7 protein-coding genes are annotated in these 6,347 nt (G+C 72.4%); 3 read left to right on the top strand and 4 right to left on the bottom strand.

The features are described 5' to 3' along the window. Positions 1-18: 18 nt before the first annotated feature. Together rsmD and recG are read right to left on the bottom strand one after the other, a co-directional pair. Complete coding sequence (gene rsmD / locus D471_RS0108370; RefSeq protein WP_017598198.1) at positions 19-600, bottom strand: 16S rRNA (guanine(966)-N(2))-methyltransferase RsmD; 582 nt, start codon at positions 598-600, stop codon at positions 19-21. A 79-nt stretch (positions 601-679) separates the two neighbouring features. Next, a complete protein-coding gene (recG, locus tag D471_RS0108365) occupies positions 680-2,881 on the bottom strand; it encodes an ATP-dependent DNA helicase RecG (RefSeq protein WP_017598197.1) in 2,202 nt (733 codons plus the stop codon). Between the two features lie 425 nt (positions 2,882-3,306). Between recG and rpmB the strand changes: the two genes are divergently transcribed. Continuing rightward, complete coding sequence (rpmB, locus tag D471_RS0108360; protein ID WP_013151263.1) at positions 3,307-3,492, top strand: 50S ribosomal protein L28; 186 nt, start codon at positions 3,307-3,309, stop codon at positions 3,490-3,492. A gap of 101 nt (positions 3,493-3,593) precedes the next feature. Here rpmB and D471_RS0108355 read toward each other — a convergent pair whose 3' ends face one another. Then, positions 3,594-4,250, bottom strand: a complete 657-nt coding sequence (locus D471_RS0108355; RefSeq protein ID WP_017598196.1) for a cellulose binding domain-containing protein — start codon at positions 4,248-4,250, stop codon at positions 3,594-3,596. Between the two features lie 204 nt (positions 4,251-4,454). Next, positions 4,455-5,459 carry a thiamine-phosphate kinase gene (locus tag D471_RS0108350; RefSeq protein ID WP_026127531.1) on the bottom strand — a complete coding sequence of 335 codons (1,005 nt, stop codon included), beginning with the start codon at positions 5,457-5,459 and terminating at the stop codon, positions 4,455-4,457. A gap of 131 nt (positions 5,460-5,590) precedes the next feature. Between D471_RS0108350 and D471_RS0108345 the strand changes: the two genes are divergently transcribed. Both D471_RS0108345 and D471_RS0108340 read left to right on the top strand, forming a co-directional pair. Next, the gene (locus D471_RS0108345) at positions 5,591-5,824 is read left to right on the top strand and encodes an Lrp/AsnC family transcriptional regulator (protein WP_017598194.1); all 234 of its coding nucleotides are present in this window, start codon (positions 5,591-5,593) and stop codon (positions 5,822-5,824) included. Between the two features lie 27 nt (positions 5,825-5,851). After that, positions 5,852-6,313, top strand: coding sequence for a DUF3515 domain-containing protein (locus D471_RS0108340; RefSeq protein ID WP_017598193.1), 462 nt, complete (start codon positions 5,852-5,854; stop codon positions 6,311-6,313). Positions 6,314-6,347 lie beyond the last annotated feature (34 nt).

The following is a 6,347-nucleotide window of genomic DNA, read 5'->3' as shown; positions in this document are numbered from 1 at the left end:
CACCGCGGCCGGAGGCCGTCAGTTGAGGGTGGTGGAGGGCGACGGGCGGGCGTACCAGAGCACCGCTTCCCCGTACCCGCGCTTGCGGTCGCGCTCCAGCCCCGGCGGCCAGGTCGGTTCCGCCCCGCGCTTGGAACGCTCGACCACGACCACCGCGTCCTCGGCCAGCCACCCGTTTCGCGCGAGGTCGGCGAGCACTCCGGCGACCTCCTCGTCGCCGACGGCGTAGGGCGGATCGGCCACCACGAGGTCGAAGGGCTCCCCCGGGTTGGCCGCGGCGACCACCCGCTCCACCCGGTCGGCCACCATGCGGGCTCCGGGCAGCCCCAGCGTACGAATGTTGTCCTGAACGACCCGTGCCGCCTTCCGGTCGGCCTCGACGAGCAGCGCGTGCCCGGCGCCCCGGGACAACGCCTCCAGTCCGATCGCCCCAGACCCCGCATACAGGTCCATGACCCGAAGCCCGTCCAGGGCACCGAGGTCGGACTGGACGGAGGCGAACAGGGCCTCGCGCGCCCTGTCGCTGGTGGGTCGGGTGGTGCGGCCGTCGGGCGCGGCGATACGCCGTCCGCCGGCCGTTCCGGCGATGATGCGGGTCATGGCTCCACGTTAGGGCGTGTCCCGACCACGGCCGCCCGACCGCGCCCCGTGCGAACCCGTGAGCACGTATGAACACGACTCAGGCCTTGTCGAGGTACTCCGCCCGTTCCTCGGGCAGCAGCCCCGCCAACGCCTCCGCCAGCGGCGGGTAGGCGGTCAGTTCGGGGTCGCCCTCGACGTAGGCCGTGGCCTCCTCACGCGCCTCCCCGATCAGCTCCTCGTCCTTGAGCAGGGTGAGCACGCGCAGCGAGGAACGGGCCCCGGACTGGGAGTCGCCCAGGACGTCGCCCTCCCTGCGCATCTCCAGGTCGATCCGGGACAGCTCGAACCCGTCCGTCGTCGCCGCCACGGCGCCCAACCGCTCCCTCGCCGGGGAACCCTCCTCCGCGTCCGTGACCAGCAGACACAGCCCCGGGAGCGTGCCGCGCCCCACCCGGCCGCGCAGCTGGTGCAGCTGGGAGACGCCGAAGCGGTCGGCGTCCATGATGACCATCACGGTGGCGTTGGGAACGTCGACGCCCACCTCGATGACGGTCGTGGAGACCACCACGTCGGTCCGGCCCTCCGAGAAGCGGCGCATGACCGCGTCCTTGTCGTCGGGACTCATCCGCCCGTGCAACGCCTCCACCGACAGGTCCGCCAGCGGCCCCCCGGCCAGGCGCGCCGCGACGTCCAGCACGGCCAGCGGCGGCCGGGCCCCGGGGTCCTCCCCGTCCTGGTCACCATCGACCTCCTCGTCGGCGCCTTCCCCGGCGTCGTCGCCGATCCGGGGGCAGACCACGAACGCCTGGCGCCCCTGGGCGGCCTCCTCGAGAATCCGCTCCCACGCGCGGGTGAGGAAGTGCGGTTTCTCCTTGGCCGGAACGACATGCGTGGACACCCCCGCGCGCCCGGTGGGCAGTTGGGTGAGCGCGACCACGTCGAGGTCTCCGTAGACGGTCATCGCGACCGTGCGCGGGATCGGGGTGGCGGTCATCACAAGCACGTGTGGCCGCCCGTCGGCGGCCTTCTCCCGCAGCGCGTCGCGCTGTTCCACACCGAACCTGTGCTGCTCGTCCACCACGACCAGGCCCAGGTCGGCGAAGGAGACGTGCTCTTGGAGGAGGGCGTGCGTGCCCACGACGATCCCGGCCGCGCCGGAGGCGGCGTCGAGCAGGGCCTCGCGGCGCGCGGCCGTGTTCATCGACCCCGTGAGGAGCGCCACACGGGTGGCGTTCTCCGCCCCGTCGATCTGGCCGGCGCGGGCCAGCGGTCCGAGCATCGCGCTGATCGACCGGTGGTGCTGCTGCGCGAGAACCTCCGTGGGCGCCAGCAGCACGGCCTGGCCGCCGGAGTCGACCACCCTGAGCATGGCGCGCAGCGCGACCAGGGTCTTGCCCGCGCCGACGTCGCCCTGGAGCAGGCAGTGCATGGGGTGGGAGGCGTTCAGCCGTTGTTCGAGCCGCGCGCCGACCTCCCGCTGCCCGTCGGTGAGGTCGAAGGGCAGTTCGGCGTCGAAGGCGTCGAGGATGCCGCCCTCGGTGCCCGGGCGCGGTGTGGCGGGCAACTCCTCGGCCAGGCGGCGGCGCTGGGCCAGGGCCAGCTGGAGGACGAACGCCTCATCCCACTTGAGTCGGCGGCGCGCGGTCCCCACGTCCGACCACTCCGACGGGCGGTGGATCCGCTCGAGGGCGTCGCGCACACCGGCCAGGTGGTGGCGTGCGCGCACCTCGGGCGGGAGCGGATCGGGCAGATCGGCGGCTCGGGCCAGGGCCAGGTCCATCCCCAGCGCGATCCGGGACGAGTCCAGCCCCTTCACGGCCGGGTAGATCGGAATGAGTTCCTCGGCGTAGGCGCGGGCGCGGTCGCCCTCGCTGCCGTCCTCGTCGATGAGCTGGTACTCGGGGTGGTCGAGCTGGCGGCGCCCGCGGTAGGAGGAGACCCGTCCTGAGAACAGCGCGAGTCGTCCTGGGACGAGCGAGTTCTGGTGGTAGGCGCCCCTGTTGAAGAAGGTCAGGTGCAGGCGGCCGGTGCCGTCGGTGACGGTGGCCTCCATCATGTCCATACGGCGGCGGCCCTGGCGGGCGGGCACGGTACGGCGTTTGGCGTCCAGCACCCGTGCCTGCACGGTGACGTCCTCTCCCTCGCGCAGCCCGGCGAGGTCGGTCAGGTCCCCCCGGCGGTCGTATCGGCGCGGGTAGTACCGCACCAGGTCGCCGAGAGTGTGCAGTCCGAGTTTGTCCTTGAAGGCCCGCGCGGAGCCCCCGAGGGCCACGCGCAGCGGTTCGTCCCAGGTGCTCACTGTGTCCCGTCCCCCCGCCTGATCGCTCTGCTCAACGTCACCGTAGTGGCAGCGTGCGACGCGGACGGCGGGACGAGGACGGCCGAGGGGGAACGCCGCGATCGACGACCGTCCGTCGAGGGCGGTGGAGGAGTGGGCGTCCGGCCCCTCCCAACCGGGGTATACTCGTCGGAGTTCATCGCCTTTTCGCCATGCCCGCGTGGTGGATGCGATGCCCCGGTGGGGGTGCGAGGGCTTCGGCCGCACCGTCTCCACCACGTCGAGTACGGACACCGGTCTGCGGTACGAATCCGCGTCCGACCACGTCCTTCGTGTACTCTTCCACGGTTGGCGTCCGCGCCAGCCTGTCCACCCGGCCGACCCCGGTCGGTCGACCCTTCGCGTGCGGCGACGTGCGCGATCCCGAGCGCTTGAATGGAGTTACCGTGGCTTCCGTCTGCGACGTCTGCGGCAAGGGACCAGGGTTCGGTAACAGTGTTTCCCACTCGCACCGTCGCACCCGCCGCCGCTGGAACCCCAACATCCAGACCGTTCGCACCCGCGTGGGCGGCACGCCCAAGCGCGTGAACGCCTGCACCTCGTGCATCAAGGCCGGCAAGGTGACCCGCTAGGGTTCCAGCCCTCTGGATTCGACGAAGGCCCTCCGATACCTCATCGGGGGGCCTTCGCCGTGCCCGGGGCCTTCGAGGTCCTGGCCGCGGGTCCGGTCGGGTCACAGGGAGCAGACGTGGCCGTTCAGCGAGCAACGCACGGGGGACTGGACGGGGCCGAGGGCGTCGAGTTCGAGTGTCGCGGAGTCGCCGGGGGTGAGGGCCTCCTGGTCCCCGGGTTGGCGTGCGAGGATCCCGTCCGCGAACGGCTCCCAGTCGGCGTCGCGCACCTCGGTGATCTCGGCGGAGTCGAAGGCCAGTGCCAGTTCCCAGGCGTCCAGCGTCACCCTGGAGGTGTTGGTGACGGTGACCCGCGCGGTGAACCCCGTGTCGGTGGTGTCGACGACCTCGTAGACGACCGTGGTGGGCTCCACGCCCGCCTGGACCTCCTCCTCGCGGTCGCCGGCGGAGGATCCCTCGTGCTCCTGGTCCGGCGAGGCGTCGTTGCTGGGGTGGAGCCCGTTCTGCGCGCCGGGGGCCTCCGTCGCGCCCGGCGATCCCCCGAACTGGAGGTAGATCTGGGTCGTGCTGTAGCCGAACAGCAGCAGCCCCAGGATGACGCCGGACACGACCAGGACGTTGATCAGGCGCGGGGGTTCGACACGCTTGGGGACGGTGCTCTCCAGGAAGCCGCCGATCCGCCGCAGCGCGCCGGCGTCCTCCCGCTCACTGCGGTGGACACCGCGTCGGGAGTCGTTCCGCGACACGTGCCGGCCCATAAACCGCCTCTCGACGATGCTCCGTCTCCGTCCACCGCGCCGGACGGTCGCCGATCGCGGACCTTCCGTGCCGGGGGACGGCGCACATGAACGTTCCGGGGCTCTTCGCGCTCCACGAGGACGGGCGGGCCGCCCGGCGGGCGGCGCGAGCCGCGTTGGATCAGCCTAGCGCGATCGCCAAACGGGACAAATCCCGGTCTTCGCTCACTCCTTCCGGAAATGGTCCCAACCGAGCCGTTCCGGTGGCCGTCCGCCCACGGTGACCGGTGCGTCCGACGGTTCCCCACCATCGTGCGGAGCCCACTCCGGGCCGTGGACGGCGCCCACCCCGATCCAGTGCTCCGGAAGGTCGACGTCCGGCGGGAACGTGGCGGCCAGGGCGTGGTCCTCACCACCGCCGACCATGAGCTCCCGGGCGACGCGTTCGGCGTCCGCCGGAGCCGTGCCCAGGGCGCGGACCGCCGCCAGGAGCGCGGGTTCAGGCCGCAGATCCGAGGGGTCCAGGTCGACGCGGACACCACTGGCCCGGCAGACGTGCCCGAGGTCCTGGGCGAGACCGTCACTCACGTCGAGCATGGCCGTGGCCCCCGCCTTCGCCGCGACCGCGCCCTCGGCGTAGGGCGGGCTCGGCCGACGGTGTTCGGACAGGCACTCCTCGGGCCCGTCGACCCCCGCCTCCAGCAGCGCGAGCCCCGCCGCCGACAGGCCGAGGTGGCCGGAGTAGGCCACGACGTCGCCGGGGCGGGCACCGTCGCGCCGGACCGGCGCGCGCCCCTGGAGGTCACCGAGCGCGGTGATCGCGACGGTCAGTGTGTCGGACGCCACCGTGTCCCCTCCCACGACGGCCCCACCCGCGAGGGCGCACTCGTCACGCACCCCGGCGGCGAACTCCTCCACCCAGGAAACGGGCAGGTCGGGCGGGGCGGCGAAGCCGATGAGCAACCCGGTGGGCCGGGCGCCCATGGCCGCGACGTCGGCGAAGTTCTGCGCCACCGCGCGGTGCCCGACGTCGCGGCCCGACGACCACTCCCGCCGGAAGTGACGCCCTTCCACCAGCATGTCCGTGGTGGCGACCGTCCTGCCGTCGGGTGCGGCGACGACCGCAGCGTCGTCGCCGGGACCGAGGATTACATCTTGCGTCGCGGGGAATTTGCTCGTCACGCGTGTGATCAGAGCGAACTCACCAAGACCCCCAATGGTGCTCAACACAAGGATCAGGGTACGGTGACGCTCCGGAACGGTGGTCTAGACCCACGTTTGTCATCTGTTCGTCATCGGCCGCACCGTCGGCTCGGCCGGGGCCGCTCTACCTCACACCCGGCACACACGAAGGAGTTCACATGGTGCAGGCATACATCCTGATCCAGACCGAGGTCGGGCGGGCCGCCGAGATCGCTGGACGGATCCGGGAGATCGAGGGCGTCGACGAGGCACACGACGTGACCGGGCCCTACGACGTGGTCGTCCAGGCGCGCGCCGAGGACGTCGACTCACTGGGCGCCCTGGTGGTGGCCCGGATTCAGCGTCTGGACGGCATCGCCCGTACCCTGACGTGTCCCATCGTCAATATCTGACCCACCGAGCGGATCGGGGTTGCCGACGTGTTGAAACGGCGTTCCGGGGCGGCGGTCGCGGCCGTGCTGCTCGCCGCGGGCTGCGGTACGCAGGCCGTGCGCGTCGAGCCGCCCGAGGTCGACGAGGCGACGGCTGAGGTCTGCGCGGCGTTCGTCGCCGCCCTTCCCGACACCCTGATGGACGCCGAACGCGCGACCGTGCGGCCCGAGTCGGAGCTGACGGCGGCGTGGGGCGATCCGCCGATCGGTGTGCGCTGCGGTGTCCCCCGACCCTCGGCGCTGGCTCCCGACTCCCTCCTCCAAGAGGTCAACGGGGTGCCCTGGCTGCCTCTGCCCGCCGACGACCCCACCATGTACGTGGCGGTAGGCCACATCGCCTACGTCGAGCTGACGGTGCCGTCGGCCCACGGGCCTCCGGCCGCCGCGCTGACGGCCCTGAGCACGGCCGTCGAGGAGCACATCCCCGCCCTTCCCGAGGGGGAACTGTGACCCCGCCTGCCTGATCCGCGCGGGCGCGCACCGG

It is taken from the genome of Nocardiopsis lucentensis DSM 44048 (assembly GCF_000341125.1).
GTDB classification, from domain to species: Bacteria; Actinomycetota; Actinomycetes; order Streptosporangiales; family Streptosporangiaceae; genus Nocardiopsis; species Nocardiopsis lucentensis.
This window is presented reverse-complemented; position numbering and strand designations above follow the sequence as displayed.

What these genes read in the sequence shown, in the direction of transcription:
- rsmD (WP_017598198.1), bottom strand. Translation starts at nt 600, where the DNA reads ATGACCCGCATCATCGCCGGAACGGCCGGCGGACGGCGTATCGCCGCG.
- D471_RS0108345 (WP_017598194.1), top strand. Translation starts at nt 5,591, where the DNA reads ATGGTGCAGGCATACATCCTGATCCAGACCGAGGTCGGGCGGGCCGCC.
- D471_RS0108355 (WP_017598196.1), bottom strand. Translation starts at nt 4,250, where the DNA reads ATGGGCCGGCACGTGTCGCGGAACGACTCCCGACGCGGTGTCCACCGC.